Source organism: Streptomyces sp. CB03234 (genome assembly GCF_001905885.1).
Lineage (GTDB): Bacteria > Actinomycetota > Actinomycetes > Streptomycetales > Streptomycetaceae > Streptomyces.
Genome location: NZ_LIYH01000005.1, coordinates 1 through 26181, shown reverse-complemented (window position 1 = coordinate 26181; position 26181 = coordinate 1). Strand labels below are relative to the sequence as shown.

The following is a 26181-nucleotide window of genomic DNA, read 5'->3' as shown; positions in this document are numbered from 1 at the left end:
CGAGGTGGGCCGGTTTGCGCTGAGTGGGGGAGAGTGCGTATGGTGGTAGATCGTTTGATCCCATGTTCCCCTTTGCCCGGCGCCACTACCGAGAGCGCCGCGTGTGGCGCGTACTCTCCCTTGCCGTGGCTGACCGCATCGAGGCGGTCGAATTGCGAAACACGGAGTTGACGGGCGCGTGCCGAGACTCCGGAAGGTTTCGCATTTCGCATGTCCATTTTCAGTCCTGACCACGCCGTCATGCCCGAGAACGCCGAGCTCGACGAGAACGTCGCTCCTGAGGCCACGGACGCTCCTGAGGCCCCCGAGGCCACGGACGCCCCCGCCACGGACGTTCCCGAGGCCACGGACGCTCCCGAGCACGAGGCGGCGGACGAGTCCCAGGTCACCTTCGGCGACCTGGGCCTGCCCGAGGGCGTCGTCCGCAAGCTCGCCCAGAACGGCGTGACCACCCCCTTCCCGATCCAGGCCGCGACCATCCCGGACGCCCTGGCCGGCAAGGACATCCTCGGCCGGGGCCGCACCGGCTCCGGCAAGACCCTCTCCTTCGGTCTGCCGCTGCTCGCCACCCTGGCCGGCGGCCACACCGACAAGAAGAAGCCCCGCGGCGTCATCCTCACCCCGACCCGTGAGCTCGCGATGCAGGTCGCGGACGCCCTCCAGCCGTACGGCGACGTCCTCGGCCTCAAGATGAAGGTCGTCTGCGGCGGTACGTCGATGGGCAACCAGATCTACGCCCTGGAGCGCGGCGTCGACATCCTCGTCGCCACCCCGGGCCGGCTGCGCGACATCATCAACCGCGGCGCCTGCTCGCTGGAGTCCGTCCAGGTCGCGGTCCTCGACGAGGCCGACCAGATGGCCGACCTGGGCTTCCTGCCCGAGGTCACCGAGCTGCTCGACCAGGTCCCGGCCGGCGGCCAGCGCCTGCTGTTCTCCGCGACGATGGAGAACGAGATCGCGACGCTGGTCAAGCGCTACCTGACCGACCCGGTCGTCCACGAGGTCGACAGCGCCCAGGGCAACGTCACCACGATGACCCACCACGTCCTGGTCGTGAAGCCCAAGGACAAGGCGCCGGTCACCGCCGCGATCGCCGCCCGCAAGGGCCGCACCATCATCTTCGTCCGCACCCAGCTGGGCGCGGACCGTATCGCCGAGCAGCTGCAGGACACCGGCGTCAAGGCCGACGCGCTGCACGGCGGCATGACGCAGGGCGCCCGTACGCGCGTCCTCGAAGACTTCAAGAAGGGCTACGTCAACGCCCTCGTCGCCACCGACGTCGCCGCGCGCGGCATCCACGTCGACGGCATCGACCTGGTCCTGAACGTGGACCCGGCCGGTGACCACAAGGACTACCTGCACCGTTCGGGCCGTACGGCCCGTGCGGGCAAGTCCGGCGTGGTCGTCTCGTTGGCCCTGCCGCACCAGCGCCGCCAGATCTTCCGCCTCATGGAGGACGCGGGCGTCGACGCCACGCGCCACATCGTGGGCGGCGCCGGGGCGTTCGACCCGGAGGTCGCCGAGATCACCGGCGCCCGGTCGCTGACCGAGGTGCAGGCCGACTCCGCGAACAACGCCGCCAAGCAGGCCGAGCGCGAGGTCGCCGACCTCACCAAGCAGCTGGAGCGGCTGCAGCGCCGGGCCGTGGAGCTGCGCGAGGAGGCCGACCGCCTGGTCGCCCGTGCCGCCCGCGAACGGGGCGAGGACCCGGAGGCCGCCGTCGCCGAGGTGGCGGAGGCCGCGGAGGCCGAGGTCCAGGCAGCGATCGCGTCCGTACCGGAGCAGCCGGCGCGCGAGTCGCGTGACTCCCGCGACGAGCGTGGCAACTACGAGCGCCGTGACCGCCGCGACGACCGGGGCGGCTTCGAGCGCCGTGACCGTGACGACCGTGGTGGCCGCTCCTTCGAGCGTCGTGACAACGACCGTGGCGGTTTCCGCCGGGACGAGCGCCGCGACAACGACCGTCCGTCCGGTGGCTTCCGCCGCGACGACCGGGGTGACAGCTTCGAGCGCCGTGACCGTGACGACCGTGGTGGCCGCTCCTTCGAGCGCCGTGACAATGACCGTGGCGGTTTCCGTCGGGACAATGACCGTCCGGCTTCCGGTGGTTTCCGTCGGGACAATGACCGTCCGGCCTCGGGTGGTTTCCGTCGGGACAATGACCGTCCGGCCTCGGGTGGTTTCCGTCGGGACAATGACCGTCCGGCCTCGGGTGGTTTCCGTCGGGACAATGACCGTCCGGCCTCGGGTGGTTTCCGTCGGGACAACGACCGTCCGGCCTCGGGTGGTTTCCGTCGGGACAACGACCGCCCGTCCACCGGCGGTGGCTTCCGCCGCGACGAGCGCCGCGACGACCGCCCCACCGGCGGCCACCGTGGCAGTGACCGTCCGTTCAACCGTGACCGCCGCGACGACCGTCCCTCGGGCGGTGGCTTCCGCACCGGTGGCCACGAGCGCCCCTACGGCCGCCGTGACGACCACCGCGGTGGCTCGAACTCCGGCTCCTCCTTCGGGCGCCGCGACGACAAGCCGCGCTGGAAGCGCAACGGCTGACGCGTAGTCCATTGAGCAGGGCCCGTACCTCCGCAAGGGGGGACGGGCCCTGCCGCGTTGTCACCGGCCGCTGTTACGATCCGTCCACCTCGCAGTGGGGGGCACTGGAGGCGGGGCCGGGGGGCTCTCGTTCATCTCGACGCGCACGCGGCATGCCGGCAGCCGCGCCTCGGTGGGCGCCACCCCGCAGGTCCGATCGATACGATCGAGAAGCGGAGTTCCGTGTACGGCAAGAGACCCTTGCGTGTCATCGCCGCCGCCGTGGTACTGGCGGCGGCGACAGCCACCGGTCCGGCGGTGTCCACAGCCCAGGCGGCACCCACGACGGAAGTGGTGATCCCCGCCACCACGAGCGCCCTGCCCGTGCGCAGCGAGCTGCTCAACACCGGGCCTCACGGCTACCTGCGCCATGAAGCCCGGCGCGGCACCTTCTGGCGGGCCTACGGGGCGGCCGCCACCGACGTCCAGCTCGACAGCGTCCAGGACTACGACGGCGGCAACTTCCAGCGTGGAACGGGCTCGGACGTCGTCGCCCGGTACCTGGAGTCGCCGCAGCGCGTCGAACTGCGGGACATGGTCGCGGGAGAGACCCTCACCGTGCCGGTGCCGGCCGGCCACTCCTATGTGGGGGCGTTCGGCCGGAACGTGCTCACCTACGACCTGATCGACGGGGGCATGCGCTTCCACGTGCTCGACATGGAGACGGGGCAGTCGCGTGACCGGCTCGTCGAGGGCGTGCCCACGGGGGTGCATTCCTACGCCGTCCTGCCGGGGGTGGGGGACGCCGACGGACTGGTGATGGCCCTGCCCGGCGCCGGGAACGTGTGGATGGACGTGACGCAGGGGCGCGTCGTACCGATCCGGAGCGACGAGCAGCTGGCGACGAAGCGTTTCGCCCTGACCCGGGACCGGCTGCTGATCTGGTCGGACGGCCAGGTGTCGGTCTTCTCGCGCGGCAACCTCGCCACGCCGGAGAGCGTGCGGCCGCTCCCCGAGAGCGATGCGCGGCTGCTGGGCATGGTGGGCGGGGAGCTCGTCGTGGCGCGGCACGATCCGGCGCTCGGAGCCGTCGACGAGGACCTGCCGGTGTGGCGGGTCGAGGCCCATCCGCTGGACGGGAGTGCCGTCCGCACCCTGCTGGCCAGGTCGAGCGGCCGGGCGTCGCACACCCCCGACGGCGGCCTGCTGGTGCACGGCGGGCCGAGCACGACCGAGTGGGGCGTCCAGTCCCTTCGGGCCGACGCGGCGGGGCGGGCCACGGTCTCCCTCGAGACGCCGGTCCAGGTGAAGGCCGTACCGAACACGATCCACCAGATGTCGTTCCGGCACGGGCGGCTGACGAGCGTGGAGGCCGACGCGGCGGCGGGACTGGCCGGTGTCCACACGCGTACCACCGAGCAGTCCGGCGGTGTGCCCGCCTACGGCGCGCGGAAGGACCGCGGCTGGATGTCCATCCAGCCCGAGGCCTGCTTCCAGAGCTACTGCCCGAGGGTCGTGGAGACCGGGGACGGGCGCGTCGCGTACGGCGGCACCACGCGCATCTGGGGCGAACCCGTCGTACCGCCGCACCGGCTGGCCGAAGGGGCCCGGCTTCCGGGAACCAAGGTCGACCCGGGGGCCGGCTACGCGGGCTTCCTCGGCAGCTGGGGCCGATGGGCCGCGGTGTGGGCGAGCGCGACGGACGGCTCGGGCGGCACGCGGATCATCGACCTCGACACCGGCAAGGTGGTGAGGACGCTACCGGTGCACGGGGTGTCCCTGTCGGGCACCACCCTGTGGACCGACGACGGCGACTGGGCGGTCGGGTACGACATCAGGACCGGCGCCCGGACGCAGTCGGCGTACATCCCCCGGTGCGGGCTCCAGGGGGCCGAGGCGATCGGCCACTGGCTGCTCTGGAGCTGCGCGGGATCGCGCGACGACCAGGGGCTGTTCGACTTCCGGACGAACGAGATCACCCCGCTGGGTATCGGGTACCGGGCGGGCGCGCAGCTGGGTGACGGGTTCGTCGTCTACCCGGTCGGCACCTCCCTGAAGCTGAAGGACCTGAGCGACGGTGGCACGGTGCACACCCTCACCGACGATCGCGTGTCCTACCAGCCGTGGGCGGTCGACCCGGCCACCGGCACCGTCGCCTGGGCGGACACCAAGAACGCCGTCCACCTCGTCGGCAGCGGGGTGGCGCCGTCGGCGCTCACGGCCGTCGACTCCGACGTGCCCCCGACGCAGGCGGTGAAGGGCGGCGCCGTGCCCTGGCGGCCGCGCTGGTGGCTGTCCACCGGGAGCACGTCGTGGAAGCTGACCCTCAAGAGCACGGCGACCGGCACCGTGGTGCGCACGCTGAGTGACGGGCAGACGCGGGGCCTGGTCGCCCCCGTCTGGGACGCCAGGGACGCGTCCGGCCGGCTGGTGACCAGTGGCTCGTACGCGTGGACGCTGACCGCCGAGCCGGTGAGCGGCCAGGGCGGCAGCCTGGCGGTGTCCGGCACGGTGACCCTGACCGGCGCCGCCACCGTACGCCGCGACCACGCGGGCCCCTCCGGCCCCGACACGGTCGGCGACCTGGTGTCGCTGAGCGGCTCCGGCTCCCTCGCCTTCCGGCACGGCAGCGGGACGGGCACTCTGGCGGGTGCGACGACCGGCAGCGGCTGGTCGACGTCCGCGGTCGCGGTGCCCTTCGGGGACCTGAGCGGCGACGGCTGCAACGACGTGCTGGTCCGGCTGGGGGGCGCGTTGCGCGCGTACCGGCCGGCTTGCGGCAAGGCGCTGACGCCGACGACTCCGTACACCTCGCTGGGCACGACGTGGGCGCAGTTCAATGTCCTCACCTCGCCCGGGGACATGACGGGCGACGGCCGTGCGGACCTGGTGGCCCGTCAGGCGACCACGGGTGACCTCTACCTGTACGCGGACGACGGCGCCGGCAAGCTGAAGTCGCGGGGCCGGATCGCCACGAACTGGAAGGCGTACCGGGCCGTCCTCGGCGCCGGTGACCTCAATGGTGACGGCCTCGGCGACCTGCTCGCCGTCGACGGTGCCAACTCGCTGTGGCGGTTCGACGGTACGGCGGCCGGCACGCCGAAGGCGCGGGCGCTGGTGTTCGGCAACAACTGGGCCACCGGCCGCAACGCGTTCGTCGGTGCCGGCGACCTGAACAGGGACGGCAAGGCGGACCTGATCTCCCGCAACGCCGCCGGTGACCTGCTGCGCAACAGCGGTAACGGGGCCGGGTCGTTCGGCTCCACGGTCAAGATCGGGACGGGCTGGCAGGGCTACAAGGGCCTCTTCTGAGTCCTGTCCGCCGCTCGTCCATGGGCCCGTCCATGGGGCCTGTCCATGGGGCCTGTCCATGGGGCCCGTCCATAGGGCCCGTACGGCGCACGTTCCCGCGTGTGCCGTACGGGCCCGTTGCGACCCTGCGCGTCGCCGGCCGTGCGACAGGCCTGGCAGCCGATACCCGATCGGCAGTCGGCGCTCTTCGGGCTATGCTCGGGGGTGCCTCCACCGAGGGCCGTTAGCTCAATTGGCAGAGCAGCGGACTTTTAATCCGTTGGTTGTGGGTTCGAGTCCCACACGGCCTACCATTCAGCCCCAGGTCAGAGGCGTTCCCCGACCTGGGGCTGACGTGATTCCCGGGGCTGACGAAGCCCCGGCCGACCGGGGCGGTACGCGATTCCCCGGGCGGGAACGCTCAAGCACACGCGCCGCACCGGCTGGTGGATGGCGGGCGGTCGTGACACGACTCCCAGGAGACCCGCACCGGGGACGTCGACTCCCTCGGCAAGAAGTAGCGCCGCCCGGGGGTTTTGGGACCCCTCAGGGCAGCTGCCAGGGATATTGGTTAGGGAACGTGCGCCGGATGGCGTAAGGTGGTGTTCACAACGACGCGGGGTGGAGCAGCTCGGTAGCTCGCTGGGCTCATAACCCAGAGGTCGCAGGTTCAAATCCTGTCCCCGCTACTGAAGACGAAGGCCCGGTGCATTGCGCACCGGGCCTTCGTCATGCCCGGGCCACGGGCTGTGTCGCTCGGTCGGCGGATGGCGAGTCGCCTCGCGGCGCGGCTCCGGTCAGCCTGGGTGGGGCGCGGTACCGTCCGCAGCCGTGGGCGGAGCGGGCAGGAGACCAGTGGTGGGGCAGCGAGCGCGGGACGGCGGCGACGGGCCGGAAGGGGTCCGGCGGTTCGTCCGCGCGTTGCCCGCGCTGCTGATCGCGGGGGGTGTGGTGTACGACGTGTCGACCCCGCCGCACTTCACCGCCGTGCCGCTGTTCGCCGCCGCCCCGCTCGTCGCGGCGCCGCTGTTCGCCGCCCGTACGACGCTGCTGTCCGGTCTGTCCGCCGTGCTGGCCATGCTGTTGCTGCACCTGGGCAGCGGCACCCTGGACGAGGTGCACGCCCTCACCGAGATCCTCACCGTGGCGGTGGTCGCGGGGCTCGCGCTGCTGATCAACCGGGTGGTGCGGCGCAGTGGTGAGCGGCTCGCCTCGGCGCGGGTGATCGCCGAGACCGCGCAGCGGGCGGTGCTGCCGACGCCCGCCGAGCGGATCGGGGGGCTGCAGGTGGCGGCGCGGTACGAGGCGGCGCAGGCGGACGCGTTCATCGGGGGTGACCTCTTCGCGGTGCAGGACACGCCGTACGGGGTGCGGCTGGTGGTCGGGGACGTGCGGGGGAAGGGCATGGGGGCGGTCGAGGCGGTGGCGGTGGTCATCGGGGCGTTCCGGGAGGCGGCCGAGCAGGAGAGCTCGCTGGAGGGTGTGGCGCAGCGGCTGGAGCGGGCGCTGGCGCGGGAGGGGACGCGGCGGGACGGGCTGGACGCCTTCGAGGGGTTCACCACCGCCGTACTGGCGGAGATCCCGCGCGGGGAGGCCGTGGTGCGGGTGGTGGACCGGGGGCACCCGGAGCCGCTGATGCTGTACGCGGACGGGCGCGTCGAGCTGCTGGAGCAGGCCGAGCCCGCGCTGCCGCTGGGCATGGCGGACCTGGGGACGTGGCCGGACCGGGCGTACGAGGTGCCGTATCCGGCGGGTGCGACGCTGCTCTTCTACACGGACGGGCTCTCCGAGGCGCGGGACGCGGACGGTGTCTTCTACGATCCGGTCGCGCGGCTGGCGGGGCGGCTCTTCCCGGGGCCCGACGCGGTGCTGGATGCGCTGGTGACCGACGTATGGCGGCACACGGGCGGCGGGGCGACGGACGACCTGGCGCTGCTGGCGGTGAGTCGGCCGGCGGAGGGGCAGCCGGAGCGGCGGCGGACGATGCCGGTGGTGCCGTAGCACTCCGTAGCGGCATGTGTCGCTGCACATAACAAGTGACGCACCGTCAGAATTACTGTGCTCGGTGAATGTTTCTGATACGTGGTCAACTCGCCCCGTTGTGCCCGGATGTGGCCTGGTAAATCCCGGGCCCTTGTAGTTAATGATCAGTAGGAACGGCTTGGAATCCGGAGCCCGCGTCTATTAACGTTCGATAACGCAGCGCGGTCGTCCCAGCCGTCGCAAGAGACGGCACCGCGCGCGTGCGCCGAATTCCGCAAGGGAACCGGGGAACCACCACCTTGGGGTGAATCGGGCCGAAGTGGGCCCGTAGGAGACCTTCCTGCTCCGAACCCGTCAGCTAACCCGGTAGGCGAGAAGGAAGGAAAGGAGTGCGCCTCCGTGGCGTCCAACCGCCCTGCCCCAGCCCCCGAAGCTCCGTACGGCTCCATCGGCTCGTTCAACTCTTCGGGTGTCCCGGACGCCGCACCCGTAAACGGGCAGTGGGAGGAATGGAACCCCACCGAGGAGACCGTCCGCCCCGTCCGCGGCCGGCACCGCGTCGCCAAGCAGCGCGGCGGCCTCGCCCGTAGCTCCACCGTCCTCGGCGTCGGCGTCATCGCGGCGGTCGGCGCGGGCGGCATGGCCACCGCGCAGGACAAGCCCGCGGTCTCCATATCCCTGCCCGACGTGGTCACGGACAACCTGCCCGACGCCGAGTCCCTGCCCGGCATCGGCGCCCTGATGTCCGACGACTCGGACGACTCGGACGGACCTGGCCAGGACGGCTCCGCCCAGCACACCAACGCCACCCTCACCGGCCTCACCGGCGCCTCCGGTGCCGACGCCGGGCAGCAGAGCAGCGGCGCGGACGCCGGCGAGGCACTGCGCGCCCGGATCCTCCAGCAGGCCGAGCAGCAGCAGGCCTCCGCCGACGCCGAGGCCAAGGCGGCCGCCGAGCAGGCCGCCGCCGAGCAGGCCGCGGCCGAGGCGAAGGCGCAGGCGACCGCCGCCGAGAAGCAGGCCGCCGAGGAGAAGGCCAAGGCCGAGGCGGAGGCCGAGGCCAAGGCGGCGGCGGCCGAGAAGGCCGCGGAGGCCGCGGAGGCGGAGCGGCTGGCCGCGCTCGCCTCCAGCTGGTCCCTGCCGACCTCCTCGTACACCATCACCTCCACCTACGGCCAGGCCGGCAACATGTGGTCCTCCGGCTACCACACCGGCCTCGACCTCGCCGCGCCCACCGGCACGCCCGCCAAGGCCGTGCACGGCGGCACCATCAAGTCGGCAGGCTGGTCGGGCTCGTACGGCTACCGCATCGTCCTGGAGCTGGAGGACGGCACCGAGGTCTGGTACTGCCACCTGTCGTCCATGACGGTCGGCGCCGGGCAGACCGTCGGCACCGGCGAGACCATCGGCCGGGTCGGCGCCACCGGCAATGTGACCGGGCCGCACCTGCACCTGGAGGTGCACACCGCGGGCGGCGACGGGATCGACCCGCTGGCCTGGCTGCGCGGTAAGGGCCTCACCGTCTGAGAATCCCGTCCGGCGCTTTCGCACTCCGGCAGCTCTGGCGGCACACCCCCCGACGCCAGGGCTGCCGGTTTGTGGTCAGTACCGGTACGGGTTGTAGCCGCCGTGGTTGAGATGGGGCGGCGGTGTCCACACCCGGCCGGTGGCCTGCGCCGCGTACGTCAGCGCCGGCCCGGCTATCTCCTTGCGCTGCCACAGGTGGTGCAGCAGCTCCTGCTCACGCGCCATGAAGTCCGGGCCCACCACGCCCCGGCGGGCCCGGAAGCGCAGGAACGCCAGGGACGTCGCGAACGCCTCGTACTCGCCGACCGCGCGGGCCGCCGCCGGGCCGAAGCAGCGCGCCGCGTACCCACGGGCCAGACCGCGCGCCCGCATCGAGGACAGCGCGAGCGGCTCCGCGGGGGTGAGCCAGCCCGCCGCGGCGTACGCCGGGAGCTCGCCGGATATGGTGCGCAGCTCGCGCTGCCGCGACCAGACCGCCAGCCAGGTCAGCAGCCCGAACGCGGGCACCATGAACGCCCCGTACACGGCGTAGAACGCCCACGGCCCGAAGGCCGCCGACCCGTTCCACAGCGCGTGCATGCCCATCGCCAGGACCAGCCCGAGCAGCGGCAGCGCGACGCGGCGGATCCTCTTGCGGCGCGCGGTGATCGCGGCGATGCCGAAACCGATACCGGTGAGCACGGTGAACAGCGGGTGCGCGAACGGCGACATCACGATCCGTACGAAGAAGGTCGCGGCCGTGACGGACGCGAACCCCGACGTGCCGATCTGCTGGTCCTCGCCGAAGGCGTTGCCGAGATACAGGATGTTCTCGGTGAAGGCGAAGCCGGTCGCGGTGAACCCGGCGATGACGACACCGTCGACGATCCCGGTGAAGTCCCGTCTGCGGAAGACGAAGACCAGCAGCACGGCGGCCGCCTTCGCGCTCTCCTCCACGATCGGCGCTATGACGGTCGCGCCGAGCGTGTCCGCGGACGCCGGATCGGCGGTGGCGGTGGCTATCCAGCGGGTCGCGAAGGTGTTGGCGACGATCGCGACCAGCGCGGCGGCGCACGCGCCCCACGCGAACGAGAACAGCAGGTTCCCCCACGGACCCGGCTCGACCCGGTCCAGCCAGCGGAACGCGGCCATGAGGAGCGGCACGGGCAGCAGGGCGAGGCCCAGCCCGACCAGGAAGCCCTCCGTACCGGTCTGCTCCCGCACCAGCGCGAGGATCACCAGCCCGCACAGGGCGAGCACGATGACGACCGCGGAGGCCCGCACCACCTTGCTGCGCCAGAAGGCGCGGCGGGGCTTGTAGCGCCAGCGGGCACGCTCCGGCACGGCGTCGAACAACGGCTGCGGTTCGTACGCCGGGACGGCCGGATACGGCGACGGGTGCTGGTGCGCGGACTGCCGCGCGGACGACTGGGACACAGGAACGACCCTAACGACCGCCACTGACAGTCCGCGACGGGATTGCTACGCGGGCTGGCCGGGCTACGCGGGCTGCCCGGGATACGCGGACTGCGCGGACTGCGCGGGCTGTGCGGACTGCGCGGGCTACGCGGACTGCACGCGCAACACGACCTACACGCGCCGGAACAGCAGGTCGCGCACGACATGCCCCTTGTCCAGGCCCTGGCCCTCGAACCGGGTCAGCGGCCGGAAGGCGGGACGGGGTGCGAAACCGCCGTCGGGCCGCGTGTTCTCGAAGTCGGGGTGCGCGGTCAGCACCTCCAGCATCTGCTCGGCGTACGGCTCCCAGTCCGTGGCGCAGTGCAGGACCGCCCCCGGCTTCATCCGGGTGGCCACCAGGCTCAGGAACTCGGGCTGGATCAGCCGGCGCTTGTGGTGCCGCTTCTTGGGCCAGGGGTCCGGGAAGTACACGCGTACGCCGTCGAGGGCGCCGGGCGTGAGCATCTCGCGCAGCAGGATGATCGCGTCGCCGTTGGCCACGCGTACGTTGGTCAGCCCGGCCTTCTCGGCGAGGGCGAGGAGGTTGCCCTGGCCGGGGGTGTGGACGTCGACCGCGAGGATGCCCGTCGACGGGTCGTCGGCGGCCATCTGCGCGGTGGCCTCGCCCATCCCGAACCCGATCTCCAGCACGACCGGAAGCCCGCCGAACATCTCGCCCAGGTCGAGCGTGCGCTGCCCGTCGATGTCCAGCCCCCACACGCCCCACAACCGCCGCAGCGCGTCACCCTGCCCGGGCGTGACGCGGCTGCGCCGGGGCTGGAAGCTGCGGATCCGCCGCTCGAAGTGCGACCCGGCGGGGTCGGGCGCGGGCCCCTCGGGGAATCGGGGCTCACCCTTGGGCCGACGGTGCACGGCGGTTTCATGGGACTCAGACACAATGACCGAATTCTACGGCGCTGCTCCGGGCGGCGGGTCACCCCAGGTGCGCGAGGGCCCGCCGGGCGACTTCCCGGCCGATCGGCAGGGACGCCGTCGCCGCCGGGGACGGGGCGTTCAGGACGTGGACCGTCCGCGGGGCCTCACGGATCAGGAAGTCGTCGACCAGGGTGCCGTCCCGCAGCACCGCCTGGGCGCGGACACCCGCCGGGGCGCGCCGCAGGTCGTCGGGGGCCACCGCCGGGAGCAGCCGCCGTACCGCCTCCGTGAACGCCCGCTTCGACACCGACCGGTGCAGTTCACCGGCCCCGTACCGCCAGTGGCGGCGGGCGATCCGCCAGGAGCCCGGCCACGCCAGCGTCCCGGCCAGCTCACCCGGCCGGACGACGGACCAGCCGTACCCCTCGCGGCTCAGCGCGGGCACCGCGTTCGGCCCCACGTGGACGCCCCCGTCGATGCCCCGCGTCAGGTGTACGCCCAGGAACGGGAACGCCGGGTCCGGCACCGGATACACCAGGCCCCGCACCAGCTCCGGCCGGGCCAGCTCGTAGTACTCGCCCCGGAACGGCACGATCCGCATACCCGGCTCGTCGCCCGCCAGCCGCGCCACCCGGTCGCAGTGCAGCCCCGCGCAGTTCACCAGCACCCGGCCGCGGAGCACCTGCCCGGACGCCGTACGGACCGCGACGCCCCAGGGGCGCCGGTCCACGGCGGCGACCTCCGCCCCGTACCGGATCTCCGCGCCGGACGACTCCGCCAGCTGCGCCGCCACCGCCCCGTAGTCGCACACCCCGGTCGTCCCGACATGGATCGCCGCCAGGCCCCGCACCCGGGGCTCGTACTCGCTGATCTGCGCCGGGCCCAGCTCCCGCACCGGAATGCCGTTCTCCCGGCCCCGCTGGACCAGCGCGTGCAGCCGGGGCAGCTCATCCCGCTCGGTCGCGACGATCAGCTTGCCCGTCACCTCGTACGGAAGCCCGTACTCCGCGCAGAACTTCACCATCTCCGCCGCGCCCCGCACCGCGTACCGCGCCTTCAGCGAACCCGGCCGGTAGTAGATCCCGCTGTGGATCACCCCGCTGTTGCGTCCGGTCTGGTGCCGCGCCGGCCCCTGCTCCTTCTCCAGCACCACCACCCGCGTCCCCGGAGCGGCGCGCGTGATCGCGTACGCCGTCGACAGACCGACGATCCCGCCGCCGATCACGAGCACGTCGCAGTCATACCTGCCATCGCCGTACGCGGACACCTGTGCCACCTCCCACCCCAGATAGTGCACTGGCCCACTGACAATGGCGCTAAACCAGGTGGGACGCGGTGGGACACGGCTCACGCCGGAGTCATCAGCAGCGGACGCGCCCGTTCCCGCAGCTCCGCCACCCGGGGCTCGTCCCCGTACGGCTCCAGCCGGTGCAGCAGATCCCGTACGTACTCGGTCGTACGCGCCGACGAGATCCGCCCCGCCACCTCCACCGCGCGCGTGCCGGCCGCGCAGGCCGCGTCCAGGTTGCCCGACTCCAGCTCGGCCACGGCGCTCACGACCAGCCGCAACCCGTGCGAGCGGACGTACTCCTCCGTCGGCCGCGACAGGGCCTGCTCCGTGAAGCGGCGCACCTGACGCGGCGCCTTCAGGTCCCGGTAGCACTCCGCCGCGTCCGCGCAGAACCGGTCGTAGGAGTAGAAGCCCAGCCAGGACGGATCCGCGTCGCCCTCCCGCGACCGCTCCAGCCACCCCTCCGCGGCCCGCAGCGCCGCGCCCGCCGCCGCCCCGTCACCGGCCTTGGCGTGCGCCCGCGCCTCCACCAGCCGGAAGAAGGACAGGGTCCGCGCGGTGGCCAGCCCCCGGTTGCGCTCCAGCGCGGCCTGCGCCAGGTCGACCCCCTCGTCGGCGAAGCCCCGGTAGGTGGCCTGGAGCGACATCGACGCCAGCACGTACCCGCCCAGCGGCACATCGGCGGCCGCCCGCGCGAGCCGCAGCGCCTGGATGTAGTAGCGCTGGGCCGCCTCCTGCTGACCGGTGTCGAAGGCCATCCAGCCCGCCAGCCGGGTCAGCTCGGCGGTCGCCCCGAACAGCGCCCGGCCCACCTCGTCCGAGTACGAGCCGAGCAGCAGCGGCGCCGCGTCCACCCGCAGGCACTCCGGCACCATCGACGACCGCCAGTCCCCGCCCCCGTACTTGGAGTCCCAGCGCCGCGCGTCCTCCGCCGCCTCCCGCAGCTTCGCCACGTCGCTGTGCCCCACCCGTACCGCGCCGCCCTCGTCCGCGGCGCCGTCCGGTACCGCCGTCACCGACCGTTCCACCGACGAGTCGGCGGGGGTTATCAGCCACCTGGAGGCGGGCGTCGCGTACGCGCTGACGGCGAACGAACCGGCCAGCGACTGCCAGATCCCGCCACCGCCGGCCCGCCGACCGGCCAGATCCAGCCGGTACAGCTCGGTCGCCGACCTCACCGCCTCGCCCACGTCGCGCGGAAAGGCCAGCCCCACCTCGGGCGCCGGGTCCGCGTCGGCGAGGCCGATCTCGTGCAGGGGGACCGGACGGCCCAGCTTCTGCCCGATCGCGGCCGCGATCAGGTGCGGTGCGGCGCCCTGCGGCACCATGCCCTTCGACACCCACCTGGCCACCGACGTCTTGTCGTACCGAAGGGTCAGACCGCGCTGCGCCCCGAGGTCGTTGACTCGCCGGGCCAGGCCGGCGTTGCTGATTCCCGCGAGGGCGAGAACGGTGCCGAGCTTCTCGTTCGGCCCGCGTTGCTCCCTGGACATGCGCCACCCCTCGACCACAGACGGCCGCCGCGACGCCAGGCATAGGCGCGCGGCATTCGTAAACCCAGCGTAGTTCGCCGCATCCCCACCGTTAAGGGGCGGTGTTCCGTATGGCGAGATTGTTGTGCGTACGGGTGGACCCCCGGACGACTGCCGCACGGCCGGTGCGCGGCCGGTGCGCGGCCGGTGCGGCGCCGGGCCGTGCGACCGTCCGGCGGCCCGCGTACGGACGGCGCACGCCCCCGTACAGGTCCGTCGCGTCCCGGCCGTGCTCCGGGTGTGTGGCCGTGCGCCTGTCCGTGCGCTCTGGCCCCTCCGGTGGGGGGAGCGCTTCCATGGGTGCTGCGTGGGTCGGCCCGCCGTACTGGAAGCGGTGGGCTGGGGGACACCGCCGCCTCAATCCCCGCGGGTGGCGGACCGGTCCGGGAGGCGGTCAGCGCCTCCCGGGCTGAGCTTATGGGTGGTTCTGTAGACAAACGTACGGTTGGGGCGTGCGCGGAGATTGGCTGAATGATGCCCATCGTTCGGCCGGTCGAACCACTCCTCGCACCAGCCCGTGAATCACCGTCACATGGCCAATGCCAGGGGCGCGTTCCCATTTCACGGGGCGCGGCCCGTACTCCCTCCTGTGCGCCGTTGTCGTGGCAGCATGTCTCCATCAGGAGAGCTGAGTTGTCCACAGGCTGTGGAGGCGGCGATGCGGTGGCTGGTGGGGTGGAGCAGTATCGCCGCGAGCTTCGGTACGGCCGGGGCCGTCGGGAACGATGACGAGAACCGCACCCTGCACCCGGTCGGCGCCCAACTCCTGTGGGGCGACCCGGACCCGCTGTGGGCGGTCGGCGACTGGCGCCCCGACGAGATCCGCGTCGTCACCGTCGACCCTTTCACCCGCCTCGCCGTCCTCGGCTGTTGCGCCGCGAGCGACGACCAGCTGAGGGTCGGCCTGTTCGCTGCGCGCGGCGGCGCCATGCGCCACCTCACCGCCTGGCCGGGCAGCTACACCGCCGTCGTCCAGGTCGGCCGCCGCATCATCGTCGCCAGCGACCTGGCCGGCGCCCGGCCCGTGTTCCACACCCCGTGGGCGAACGGAACGGCGTACGCCACCGCCGCCCTCCCCCTCGCCGACCTCATCGAGGCCCAGCTCGACATCAACCACCTGGCCGCCCTGCTCGCCTGCCCCGAAACCCCCGAAGCGCTGCGCGACTCCACTCCGTACGCCGGCGTCAAGCGCGTCCCGCCCGGCCACGCGCTCGTGCTGCGCGAGGGCTCACGCGAGATCACCGGGTACGAACCCGTCGCCTCGCTCGCCGTCGCCGCACCCCAGATCGACCCGGACCGGGCGGTGGACGGCGTACGGGACGCGCTCGTCGAAGCCGTACGGGCACGCCTCACCGCCCCCCGGCACGCCCCCGAGACCCTGCCGCCCGACCCCGGGCCCGTCCCCGGCATGGGCCCCGCCGAACGGCGCGCCGCCCGCGGGGCGCCCGCCCCCGGCATCGGCGCCGACCTGTCCGGCGGCAGCGCCTCCGGAACGCTCGCCCTGCTCGCCGCCGGCCTGCCCGGCGTACCCGGCACCATCCTCGGACACGGCACCGGCGCGGGCGAACGGCTGCTCGCCGTCACCTTCAACGACCTCGCCACCGGCGGGCGGGACGCCGAACCGGAACGGGCCCGCGCCCGCGCCATCGCCGAGAACCCGCGCCTGCACCACGTCGTCGTGGCCGCCGCCGAGGAGGCCCTGCCGTACGCCGAGCTGGAAGGCCCCCTCACCGACGAACCGGGGCCCTCCCTGGTGACCGCCGAACGGCACCGGCGGCGCCTCGCGGCGGGCAGCGCCGACCACTTCACCGGGCACGGCGCACGCCAGGTGCTCGACGCCCACCCCGCGCGCCTGGCCGACCTGCTGATGGACCGCCGGCGCCGCCACCTGCTGCGGCCCGTCACCGCCCTGGCCAAGGCCACCGGCCCCTCCGCCGGCTCCCTGCTCGTCCCGCTCACCGTCTACCGGGCCGCCCGCAGACTCGCCCGTACGCCCTACCGCGCCGGTCTGGAATCGGCCGCCGACGGGCTGCTGAAGGCCAACCGGTCGGCTCCTGCCGTGAACGGCCCGCTGTCCGCCTCCCTCGCCGCCCTCGCCTGGGCCCGCCCCGGGCCCGCCGCGCGCTGGCTGACCGGCGAGGCCCTCGCTGAAGTATCGGTTCGCCTCACCCAGGCGGCCACCAGGCCCACGTCCGTCCAGCGCCCCGGCGAGGCACGCGCGCGTGCGGCCCTCGCCCGGTACGCCGCGGACCACCGCGTCCTGGAGCAGGCCGCCGAGATCCGCAGCCAGCGGCTCCACTCGCCCTTTCTCGACAACCAGGTCGTACGCGCCTGCCGCGACCTGCCCGAATCGCTGCGCGTCCAGCCCGGCGCCCGCGCCGCGATCCTGCGCACCGTCCTCGCGGGCGCCGGCATCCACGACCTGCCGCCCGGCTGGGGAGCCACCTCCCACGCCTCGACGGCCGCCGCCAACCGCGCGGGCCTGCGCACCGCTCTGCCCCAGCTGATGACCCTCTTCGACGCGCCGCTCCTCGCCGACGCGGGCCTCATCGAAGCCCGCGTCGTACGCAAGGCCCTGCGCGCCGCCACCGAGGGCGAACCCGTCCCCCTGGACGGGCTCGCCGACCTCATCTCCACGGAGCTGTGGCTGCGCCGCCTCCTGGCCCGCCGGGGCACCTGCTGGACGGGCACGGCGGCACCCAGGCAGCGCGCCGTGGCGGGCGGTGTGCCGCGGCGCCCCACGCTCACCTCGTGACGACCCGGGGGCTCACCCGCAGCTGATCCGCGACTCCGCCCAGTCGGCGGGCGCCGCGGAACTCAGCGGCGTGGCCGTGTCCGGTTCGACGACCAGACGGACGGTGCTCCGGCCGGAGATCCCCACGCGCAGCGGTACCGCCGCGTCACCGCCCCGCAGCACCGGGGAGCGCCACAGCCGCGTCCCGTCCCCGTACACGGAGAACCGGACCGCGCCCAGCCCCAGCGCCATGTCGTCCACGCCGGCGAACGCCTCGTAGACCGAGCAGCGGCGGTTGAGGTCGATGGTGAGCGACGACCGGGCGTGGACGGTCACGCCGTGCGCGTACCGCTTCCCGCCGATCGACATCCCCCAGCGCTGCCACATCCAGCCGGACGCCCCGAGCCTGACCTCCGGCCCGGTGTGGTCGCCGTAGAGGTCGTAGTCGAGCTGGTTGACCTGGTAGACGGTGGGCGGAGGCGGCGGGGGAGGGGGTGTCGGCTCCGGCGCGGGCTCCGTGGGGGCGGGCGGCGGCGGAGGGGTGGGCGTGGGCGCAGGTTCCGGCCGTGCGGGCGTCGGCGCGCGCGGCGCGGCGGCCGTCGGCGTGACGGAGGGTGCCGGTTCCGCCGGGCTCGGGCTCGCGCTCGGGGAGACCGGCTGCGATACCGGCTCCGGCGCGGGCGTGGGCGGCGTGGTCCGGCTCGGGACGGCCACGGGCTGCTGCGGTACGACGGGTTCGGCGGCGGGCGGCCGGGCCTCCGGCTCGGCCGCGGGCTTCGGGCTCCCGGACAGGGCCCACACCACGCCGGCGACGGCCGTGACGGCCACCGTCACCGCGATACCGGCCTTCGCCGGAGCCCCGAGCCCTTCCGCAGCGGCCCCACCGGAGGCCCCGGAAGCCCCACCGGCCGCCGCGCCCCCGGAACCGCCCGCCGCGGCCGCCGCCCCTGCCCCGGCGCCCGCCGCGCCCGCGGCACCACCGGCCACGAGCCCGGCGCCCTTGAGCGAGAACCCGGCCGCGAACCATCCGATGACGGCGACCGGCAGCAGCGCGGGGATCCCCGCGTTGACCTGCTCCAGCTCACCCACCGCCAGCCGGCACCGGGCGCACTCCTCCAGGTGCTTGCGCAGGCCCCGCTCGGCCCGCGTCCGCAGCCCTCCCCGGGCGTACGCGCCCAGCCGGTCCGCGTAGCGCGCGCAGTCGCCCCCGGCGGTGAGCGACCGGCTCACATGCGCCTGGAGGTACGCCTGCTTCAGCCCCTCCCGCGCCCGGCTGGCCAGCACCGCCGTGGCGTTGGCGGTCAGCCCGAACAGCGGCGCCACCTCGCTCGGCGACTCCTCCTCGACCGTGGTGTGCCACAGCACCGCCTGCCACCGCTCGGGCAGCGAGCGGAAGGCCCGCATGGCGAGCGACTGCTCGGCCTGCTGCATCGCCCGCACGTCGGCGCCCAGTTCCAGGGTGTCGGCGTCCGACACCTCCGAGGCGCGTACCGCCTGTGCGGCGAACACCGCGAAGTCCTCGACCAGCTGCTCACGCCTGGACGTCTTCGTCCAGGCTGCCGCCACGCGCCGCACGGTCGTCAGCAGATACGCGCGCACCGCCTGCTCCGGGCCGGCGCCCCCGCGCACTGCCTGCAGCGTCCGCGCGAACACCTCCGCCGTCAGGTCGTCCGCGGTGTGCGCGTCACGGCAGCACGTGCGGGCGTAGCGCCGCACCGCCGCCGCGTGCCGGCGGAAAAGCTCCTCGTACGCACTGTCGTCGCCGTCCCGCAGACGCTGGACCAGCTCGGCGTCCGACGGCGGCAGCTCGATGGGCGGCGGCAGTACGGAGTCGCCGGCGCCACCCTCACGCTGCGCGGGCACGGCGGCGTCGGCGCCACCACCACCGGACGGTGCCGGCGCACCCCCGGGACCGCCCTGGCTCGGCACCTTCGGCGAGGACGGCTCGTCGGCCGTGGCCCCGCCCCCGAGCGGCTCTTCGCGACCGTCACCGCTCATCGCGGAAGCCCCCGTACCCCTGCTCAGACCCGGACATCGGGAAAGAGTGCCACAGGGCACGCCTCCCGCCCGGGGCAAGAGCCGGTCAACCACTCATCCGGGGAGGTGCCCCGAACGCGGGAACCAGCCATGCCCCGTTCGGGCGACCCTTCAGGAACCGTGCGACGGGCGGGACCGGAGCCCCTCCAGCAGGATGTCCAGGAGCCGTGCCGACGCGGCGCTCTGCTGGGCCGCGTCCGGCAGCGAGGGCGCCGCCGTGGCGATGACCAGCAGCACGTCCGCCACCGTCACGTCCCCGCGCAGCTCACCCGCCTCCCGGGCCCGGTCGACCAGCTGCCCGACGACCTCCAGCAGCTCCGACGCGCCCGAGTCGTCCAGCTCGGCCGCCGGCACCGCGCGCGGCACCACCCGCAGCTCGGGCTGGACCGCAAGGGCCGAGGCCGCCGAAGCCCCGCGCTGCTGCGGCACCCGCGCCTCGTCGGCCTGCCCGGCCACCGCACCGTCCGCGCCCGGCTCGTCCACGCCCACGCGCAGCACGTGCGGCGGCAGCAGCCGCCCCGCGCCCGAGGCCACCGACGTCCGCAGGAACCGGGAGAGCGCCGACCACGGCTCGTCCTCCTGCCCCAGAGCCGTACGCGCCTGCTCGGTGAGCCGGGAGGTCTCCTCCTCGGCTATGCGGCGCACCAGCACGTCCTTGCTCGGGAACCGCCGGTACACCGTGCCGACCCCGACCCGCGCCCGGCGCGCCACGTCCTCCATCGGCGCCCCGTACCCGAGCTCGCCGAACACCTCCCGAGCCGCCCGCAGCACATGCTCGAGGTTCCGCTGCGCGTCCACCCGCAGCGGCGCCGTACGACCGGACGCCCCGCCGGCTCCGAGACGGCCGTTCACCCCACCGCCGAGCCCCTCCGCGGCCGAGGCGGCCGACGACGAAGAGGACGAAGCGGCCGACGAGGCGACAGCAGTCGACCAGCGCGAATCCTGAATATGCATAAATGTTCCCCCGGTAATGATGTGTCTCCCCCCGGAGACTCCCCCACCCTGACAACCGGGGCCCGGGCCACGCGCTCAGGTCATGCGCAGCGTCCCGACACCCCGACGACATACGAACATAGTTGAGTCGAGGTCAATTCAGAAGGGGCAGTTCCGACCGGTGCGCCCCCCGATCGGAGCAAGGACCGGAACACTCCCGATTCTGCCCCCTCCTGCCACCCCCCTCTCGCCCCCTGACCTGCGCACCTTCCCCCACACGCACCTCCCGCGCCACCCCGGACACCACCCGGCCTCCAGTCACACAATTTGCCGGGCCTGTGGACAAACCCCGGAGCCCGTTGCGTCATGGGAAGGTGACCGAACCTGTGCGCGTTCTCGTTGTCGGCGGTGGCTACGTCGGGATGTACACCGCCCTGCACCTCCAACGGCACCTCAAGGCCGAGCTGAGAAACGGCACGGCCGAGATCACCGTGGTCACACCCGACCCGTACATGACGTACCAGCCCTTCCTCCCCGAGGCCGCCGCCGGCAACATCTCGCCCCGCCACGTCGTCGTGCCGCTGCGCCGGGTCCTCGACAAGTGCAGGATCCTCATCGGCGAGGCCACATCCGTCGACCACGCCAAGCGCACGGCGACCGTCACCACCCTCGCCACCGAGGAGGAAGGCACCGGTCCCGTCCAGCTCTCCTACGACGAACTGGTCATCGCGCCCGGCTCCATCTCCCGCACCCTCCCCGTCCCCGGGCTGGCCGACTACGGCATCGGCTTCAAGACCGTCGAAGAGGCCATCGGGCTGCGCAACCACGTCATCGAGCAGATGGACATCGCCTCCTCCACCCGCGACCCCGCCATCCGCGACGCCGCCCTCACCTTCGTCTTCGTCGGCGGCGGCTTCGCCGGCGTCGAGGCCCTCGGCGAGCTGGAGGACATGGCCCGCTACACCGCGCGGTACTACCACAACATCAAGCCACAGGACCTGAAATGGGTCCTCGTCGAGGCGAGCGACCGCATCCTGCCCGAAGTCGGCGAGGACATGGGCAAGTACGCCGTGCGCGAGCTGCGCGCCCGCAACATCGACGTACGCCTCGAAACGCGCCTGGAGTCCTGCGAGGACCGGGTCGCCGTCCTCAGCGACGGCAGTCGCTTCCCCACCCGTACGGTGGTGTGGACCGCCGGCGTGAAACCCGCCCCCGTCCTCGCCTCCACCGACCTCCCCCTCAACGAACGCGGCCGCCTCAAGTGCACCGCGCGCCTCTCCGTCGAAGGCGTCGACCACGCCTGGTCCGCCGGAGACGCCGCCGCCGTCCCGGACATCACCGCCGACACCCCCGGCAAGGAATGCGCCCCCAACGCCCAGCACGCCGTGCGCCAGACCAAGGTCCTCGCCGAGAACCTCGTCGCCTCCCTCCAGGGCCGGCCGCTCAAGGACTACGCCCACAAGTACGCCGGCTCCGTCGCCTCACTCGGCCTGCACAAGGGCGTCGCCCACGTCTACGGCCGCAAACTCAAGGGCTACCCGGCCTGGTTCATGCACCGCGCGTACCACCTCAGCCGCGTCCCCACCTTCAACCGCAAGGCGCGCGTCCTCGCCGAATGGACCCTCGCGGGCCTGTTCAAACGGGAGATCGTCTCCCTCGGATCCCTGGAGCATCCCCGCGCCGAATTCGAACTCGCCGCGGGGCCCCCACCGCCCGAACCCACGGACGAGGCGTCGAAAGGCGGAACCGCGGACGGCGGAGCGAAGTCCGACTGACGACGGGTCCCACTGACGGGGCGCAGTTCCGTCAGACACCCCTTGTCAGTGCGGTCGGTCACACTGGACGTGTGACCATAGGTGGGCTCACACCTGCACAGAGTGACTCAGCACGGCAACGCACGGCACCGACACCATGAGGCATACAGATCCGTGAACTTCACGCGTTGGAGCGCCCGGCTCCCCGGTACGCAGCGCCGCGCCGCCGCGCGCGGCACCGACCGCGGGGCATCGCCGGCGCAGCGGGGGGACTCCGTACCCGCGGCGCGAGGCGACTCCGACCAGCAGCTGGAGCCCCTGCCCGACGACGTCCCTGGGCTGGAGGACTTCTCCGTACGGGAGATCCTCGGCCGCCTCCCCGGCCTCGTCGCCCTCACCTACGGCCCCGACCACCGCGTCGCGTACGTCAACGACGCCTACGCGGGCGCCTTCGGCCCCCGCCCGCCCGGCGCGACCGTCGCCACCGCCTGCCCCGAGCTCGCCGAGCTGGGCCTGCTGCCGCTCATGGACCAGGTGCTGCGCAGCGGAAAGCCCCGCACGGTCAAATCCCGCCGCACGCACGCGGGAGGCTCGTACACCGTCACCTGCCTGCCCGTCGACACGCGCGGAACCGCCGAATCCGGGGTCCTCGTCCACGCCGCCGACGTCACCGACCACGCGGAGGCCGCCGAGCGGCTGCGGGCCAGCGAGCGCCGCCACCGCGAAACCGCCGTCACCCTCCAAAGATCCCTCCTCCCCCAGGAGTTGGAACAGCCCGACGACCTCCGCGTCGCCGCCACGTACCAGCCGGGCGGTACGGACGCCGCGGTCGGCGGGGACTGGTACGACGTGATCACGCTCGGTGCCGGCCGCACCGCCCTCGTCATCGGCGACGTCATGGGCCGCGGCGTCCGCGCGGCGGCCGTCATGGGCCAACTCCGCACCGCCGTACGCGCCTACGCCCGCCTCGACCTGCCGCCCCACGAGGTGCTCCAGCTCCTCGACGGCCTCGCCGCCGAGATCGACGCCAGCCAGATCGCCACCTGCGTCTACGCCGTCCACGACCCCAACGAGGGCCGCCTCGTCTACGCCTCCGCCGGACACCTCCCGATCCTCGTCAGGGACGAGGACGGCACCGTCCGCCGCGCCGCCGAGCCGACCGGCCCACCCCTCGGCACCGGCGGCTGGCTGCACACCTCCGGAACCATCGCCCTCCCGCCCGGCTCCACCGCCGTCCTCTATACGGACGGCCTGGTCGAACGGCGCCGCGAGGACATCGACGAAGGCGTCGCCGCCCTGGAGCGCGCCCTGGCCGGCGCCACCGGCACCCCGCAGGTCGTCTGCGACCGGCTGCTGCGCTCCCTGGGCGTCACCGCCGAACACGACGACGACGTCGCCGTCCTCGTCCTCCAGCACCCCTCCCGCACCGGACCGGACGCCGAGCTGTTCCACAACGCCGCACTCGACCTGCTCGGCGGCGTCGAAGCCGCTCCACGCGCGCGTGCCTTCGCCTCCGGCGTCCTCTCCAGCTGGCGCTTCCCGGTGGAGCTGCGCGACCTGGGCGTGCTCGCCACCAGCGAACTGGTGGCCAACTCCCTCCAGCACGGCACCCCACCCATGCGCCTCAGACTCCGCCGCACCGACCGGCGCCTGATCATCGAGGTGACGGACGGCGACGACCACCTGCCGCGCCGCCGCCGCGCCGAAACGGAGGACGAGGCGGGCCGCGGCATCTCGATCATCGCCACGATCGCCTCGTCCTGGGGCAGCCGCCGCACACCCGGCGGCGGCAAAGCGGTCTGGTGCGAGTTCGCCCTGCCGGGCTAGGCGGCCACCCGCCGGCCCGGCCTGTGCTGAGCGACGACCCGGGTCTTCGCCACCAGGTACGGGTGGTCCTGCGCCGGCGTGAGCTTCCCGCCCAGCCGTAGGGCCAGCAGGGTGATGCCCAGCGAGAAGAGGACGAAGGTCACGATGTACGGCCCGTGCAGCGCGGCCCCCATGGGCCCGCCCACGGCCGGCCCGACCGCCAGCGCGAGCTGCTTGACCAGCGCGAACGCCGAGTTGTACTGCCCGACCATCGACTCCGGCGCCAGGTCGGCCACCAGCGGCGCCACGGTCGGCGACAGCATCGCCTCACCCAGCCCGAACAGGCCGTACGTCACGATGAACGCCGCCGTCGCCATCGCCTGGCTGCCGTGCCCGAGCCCCGCGTACCCCGCGACGAGCCACGCCACCGCCCAGATCAGCCCGACCGCCGCGACCACCCGCGTCCGCCTGCGCCGCTCCACGAACCGCAGCACCAGGAACTGCGCGGCCACGATGACCGCCGTGTTCGCGGCCAGGGCCATCCCGAGCGCCGACGGCTCGATCCCGGCGGCCTCGGTGCCGTACGCCGCGAGACCCGACTCGAACTGCCCGTAGCAGGCGAAGAACAACACGAAGCCCAGCACACACAGCTGCACCATCGCCCGGTGCCCGAGCAGCGCCCGCACACCGCCCCTGCCGGCCGGCCGGGGATCGGCGATGGACGGCGTCCGCGGCATCCTCACGCTCGCGGCGATCCCCGCCAGCACCAGGAACATCGCCGCCTCGATCGAGAACAGGAGAAGGAAGCTGTCCGGCCGGCTCTCATCGACGAGCTGCCCACCGATCAGACCGCCGACGCCCAGCCCGAGGTTCTGCAGGAAGAACTGCAGGGCGAACGCGCGGGTCCGCGTCGACGTGGACGAGCACCAGACGATCATCGTGGCGAGCGCCGGCTGCATCACCGCCGTACCGGCACCGAGCAGCGCCGCCGCCAGGACAACGGCCGGGACATTTTCCGCGAGCCCCATGCCCAGGGCGCCGACAGCGGCCAGCAGCGCGGCCCCCACCAGCACCGGCAGAGGCCCCCGACGGTCGATGGCCCGCCCCGTGAAGGGGAGGACCACCAGGGCGGCCATGGCGAAGACCGCCAGCACGGCCCCCGCCGTACCGGCTCCCAGGTCCCGCACCTGAGCCACATACACATAGAGATACGGAACGGTGAACCCGAGCCCGAACGCGCTCAGCACGTTCCCTGCCTGGATCCGGCGCATCGCAGCGCCCATCGCCTTGGTCACACTCACCTACTTCGACTCTGTAGGACTCAGTCCTGAAGACTTCAATACTAAAGTTCGATCCTTAACTGTACACATCGAAGGACTTCAACGCCAACGAGTGCCGTGGGATACTCCCCGCATGTCCGACACGCAGGAACCGAGCCTCGACGAGCAGATCGCCGCCTATCAGCGCGAATTCCGCGACCTCGACCCCCAGGTCGAGAAGGTGGTCTCCGCCCTGGGCCGGCTGAACCGCCGCATGAACGTCGCGTACGGCCGCCAGGTCGCCGAGCTCGGCATCAGCAACGCCGAATGGGAGGTCCTCAAGCACCTCGTCCTCTCCGGCGCGCCCTACCGCCTGGGCCCCGGCGAACTCGCCAAGCGCCTCGGCCTCACCCCCGCGGCCATGACCCACCGCATCGACCGCATGGCCGCCGACGGCCTGGTCACCCGTGACCGGGACGAGAACAACCGGGTACGCGTCATCGTCGAACTGACCGACGAAGGCCGCACCAAGTGGCTGGAGGCGATGCGGATGGCGACCGCCTTCGAGGAGGACCTCCTCCAGGACCTGTCCCCGGAGGAGCGAGGCGCCCTGGGCGAGATGCTGATCCGCCTCCTCCGCCGCGTGGAACACGCCCAGCCGGACGCGGGCGGCCGGCTCACGGGCCTGGAGTAGACGCTACGGCGGCCGGGTTGACACGCCTCCCTCCGATCCGTAAAGTTCTTCGGGTTGCCACGGAGCCGTAACGGTTCTGCGGCAGCCGATCCCGCCGCGAACGCGGCAACCAAACTCAGCACGGACTCCCGACCGGGACGTATTTCGGCATGCCGAAATACATTTCGAAGGCTCGATTATGAGCCGCCCGGGAAATCCGCTAGAGTTTGGAACGTCGGAACGGCCCAACAGCCGGAAAGACAACCCCCCTCTGACTGGGAATCAGGCCCGAAAGGATCTGATAGAGTCGGAACCGCCGGAAAGGGAAACGCGAAAGCGAAGAACAGCCCGGCAGCCCGCTCCAGCGGGTGGCAGAAACGGAAAACGGATCTGCTAAGCTGGAAACACGAAATACCGAAGGGAAGCGCCCGGAGGAAAGCCCGAGAGGGTGAGTACGAAGGAAGCGTCCGTTCCTTGAGAACTCAACAGCGTGCCAAAAATCAACGCCAGATTAGT

The 26181-nt window shown here is 72.9% G+C and carries 15 protein-coding genes, 2 tRNA genes, 1 pseudogene and 1 riboswitch; of the genes and pseudogenes, 11 read left to right on the top strand and 7 right to left on the bottom strand.

The features are described from left to right. Positions 1–210 precede the first annotated feature (210 nt). From AMK26_RS21335 to AMK26_RS21310, 7 genes and pseudogenes are all read left to right on the top strand, one after another. Positions 211–2553, top strand: coding sequence for a DEAD/DEAH box helicase (locus AMK26_RS21335; protein ID WP_107421018.1), 2343 nt, complete (start codon positions 211–213; stop codon positions 2551–2553). Positions 2554–2775: 222 nt separating this feature from the next. Beyond that, entirely contained in the window at positions 2776–5844 is a 3069-nt protein-coding gene (locus tag AMK26_RS21330; protein WP_073756348.1) for an FG-GAP-like repeat-containing protein, read from the top strand. Between the two features lie 217 nt (positions 5845–6061). After that, positions 6062–6137: transfer RNA gene (locus AMK26_RS21325), tRNA-Lys, on the top strand. Positions 6138–6225: 88 nt separating this feature from the next. Further along, positions 6226–6341, top strand: a pseudogene (locus AMK26_RS37930) (HD domain-containing protein); the annotation flags it as partial. Positions 6342–6438: 97 nt separating this feature from the next. Next, positions 6439–6512, top strand: a tRNA-Met gene (locus AMK26_RS21320). A gap of 169 nt (positions 6513–6681) precedes the next feature. Next, a complete protein-coding gene (locus AMK26_RS21315) occupies positions 6682–7824 on the top strand; it encodes a PP2C family protein-serine/threonine phosphatase (RefSeq protein ID WP_073756347.1) in 1143 nt (380 codons plus the stop codon). A gap of 235 nt (positions 7825–8059) precedes the next feature. After that, positions 8060–8194: riboswitch (cyclic di-AMP (ydaO/yuaA leader) on the top strand. Positions 8195–8205: 11 nt separating this feature from the next. Continuing rightward, on the top strand, positions 8206–9333 hold the full coding sequence (locus AMK26_RS21310; protein WP_073756346.1) for a M23 family metallopeptidase: 1128 nt from the start codon (positions 8206–8208) through the stop codon (positions 9331–9333). Between the two features lie 75 nt (positions 9334–9408). On the opposite strand, the gene AMK26_RS21305 is transcribed toward AMK26_RS21310, so the two are convergent. From AMK26_RS21305 to AMK26_RS21290, 4 genes are all read right to left on the bottom strand, one after another. Continuing rightward, complete coding sequence (locus AMK26_RS21305; RefSeq protein ID WP_073756345.1) at positions 9409–10749, bottom strand: PrsW family intramembrane metalloprotease; 1341 nt, start codon at positions 10747–10749, stop codon at positions 9409–9411. Between the two features lie 153 nt (positions 10750–10902). After that, complete coding sequence (gene trmB / locus AMK26_RS21300) at positions 10903–11670, bottom strand: tRNA (guanosine(46)-N7)-methyltransferase TrmB (RefSeq protein ID WP_107421016.1); 768 nt, start codon at positions 11668–11670, stop codon at positions 10903–10905. 34 nt (positions 11671–11704) lie between these two features. Beyond that, positions 11705–12922: an L-2-hydroxyglutarate oxidase gene (gene lhgO, locus AMK26_RS21295; protein ID WP_073757030.1), complete on the bottom strand. Its 1218-nt coding sequence runs from the start codon at positions 12920–12922 to the stop codon at positions 11705–11707. A 71-nt stretch (positions 12923–12993) separates the two neighbouring features. Beyond that, a complete protein-coding gene (locus AMK26_RS21290; RefSeq protein WP_073756343.1) occupies positions 12994–14430 on the bottom strand; it encodes an MFS transporter in 1437 nt (478 codons plus the stop codon). Between the two features lie 697 nt (positions 14431–15127). On the opposite strand from AMK26_RS21290, the gene AMK26_RS21285 reads away from it, so the two are divergent. Next, a complete protein-coding gene (locus tag AMK26_RS21285) occupies positions 15128–17224 on the top strand; it encodes an asparagine synthase-related protein (protein ID WP_107421040.1) in 2097 nt (698 codons plus the stop codon). A 12-nt stretch (positions 17225–17236) separates the two neighbouring features. Here the strand turns inward: AMK26_RS21285 and AMK26_RS21280 are convergent, their stop codons facing one another. Both AMK26_RS21280 and AMK26_RS21275 read right to left on the bottom strand, forming a co-directional pair. Further along, complete coding sequence (locus AMK26_RS21280) at positions 17237–19201, bottom strand: sigma-70 family RNA polymerase sigma factor (RefSeq protein WP_073756342.1); 1965 nt, start codon at positions 19199–19201, stop codon at positions 17237–17239. Between the two features lie 150 nt (positions 19202–19351). Next, entirely contained in the window at positions 19352–20194 is an 843-nt protein-coding gene (locus AMK26_RS21275; RefSeq protein ID WP_073756341.1) for a TetR/AcrR family transcriptional regulator, read from the bottom strand. A 353-nt stretch (positions 20195–20547) separates the two neighbouring features. Between AMK26_RS21275 and AMK26_RS21270 the strand changes: the two genes are divergently transcribed. Beyond that, a complete protein-coding gene (locus AMK26_RS21270) occupies positions 20548–21948 on the top strand; it encodes an NAD(P)/FAD-dependent oxidoreductase (protein ID WP_079277741.1) in 1401 nt (466 codons plus the stop codon). A 153-nt stretch (positions 21949–22101) separates the two neighbouring features. Next, on the top strand, positions 22102–23754 hold the full coding sequence (locus tag AMK26_RS21265; RefSeq protein WP_073756339.1) for an ATP-binding SpoIIE family protein phosphatase: 1653 nt from the start codon (positions 22102–22104) through the stop codon (positions 23752–23754). On the opposite strand, the gene AMK26_RS21260 is transcribed toward AMK26_RS21265, so the two are convergent. After that, positions 23751–25004, bottom strand: coding sequence for an MFS transporter (locus tag AMK26_RS21260; protein WP_073757028.1), 1254 nt, complete (start codon positions 25002–25004; stop codon positions 23751–23753). The two genes, AMK26_RS21265 and AMK26_RS21260, sit on opposite strands and share 4 nt — an antisense overlap. A 142-nt stretch (positions 25005–25146) precedes the next feature. Between AMK26_RS21260 and AMK26_RS21255 the strand changes: the two genes are divergently transcribed. Beyond that, positions 25147–25686 carry a MarR family winged helix-turn-helix transcriptional regulator gene (locus tag AMK26_RS21255; RefSeq protein ID WP_073756338.1) on the top strand — a complete coding sequence of 180 codons (540 nt, stop codon included), beginning with the start codon at positions 25147–25149 and terminating at the stop codon, positions 25684–25686. The last annotated feature ends 495 nt before the right edge of the window (positions 25687–26181 follow it).